Annotated in this window: 1 protein-coding gene; it reads right to left on the bottom strand. The window is 49.0% G+C overall.

The window, feature by feature from the left end; translation table 11 throughout:
* Positions 1–10: 10 nt before the first annotated feature.
* The coding region (locus I6E38_RS15180) for a helix-turn-helix domain-containing protein (protein WP_235394546.1) at positions 11–306 on the bottom strand (296 nt) is incomplete at its 5' end.

A 306-nucleotide genomic window follows, 5' to 3' on the forward strand; every position in this document is an offset into this window, starting at 1 on the left:
ATCCATTACATTACCAGTTTAAGGGTTTGGGCTTGCGCTTGTTTCCTGCAAGAATGGCAGCGTTCTCCTCTTCAGCAGTGAGAGGTACAGGATTCTTGCGGTTAGTCTCCAGCCACTTGTCAAGTTCGTCTTGATAAAGGCAATAACGCTTGCCCGGCTTGGTGGCAGGAATGCTGCCGTTGCCAAGTTTCATGTAGAGGGTAGCCATAGGCATTTTTAGATATGCCGATGCCTCCTCCACACTCATAGGTATGTGCGTGTTCGCCTTGTGTGGCTTGTTCTGTGATTGCAGACCGATGATCATCT

This window comes from Leyella stercorea, from assembly GCF_021531355.1.
Lineage (GTDB): Bacteria > Bacteroidota > Bacteroidia > Bacteroidales > Bacteroidaceae > Prevotella.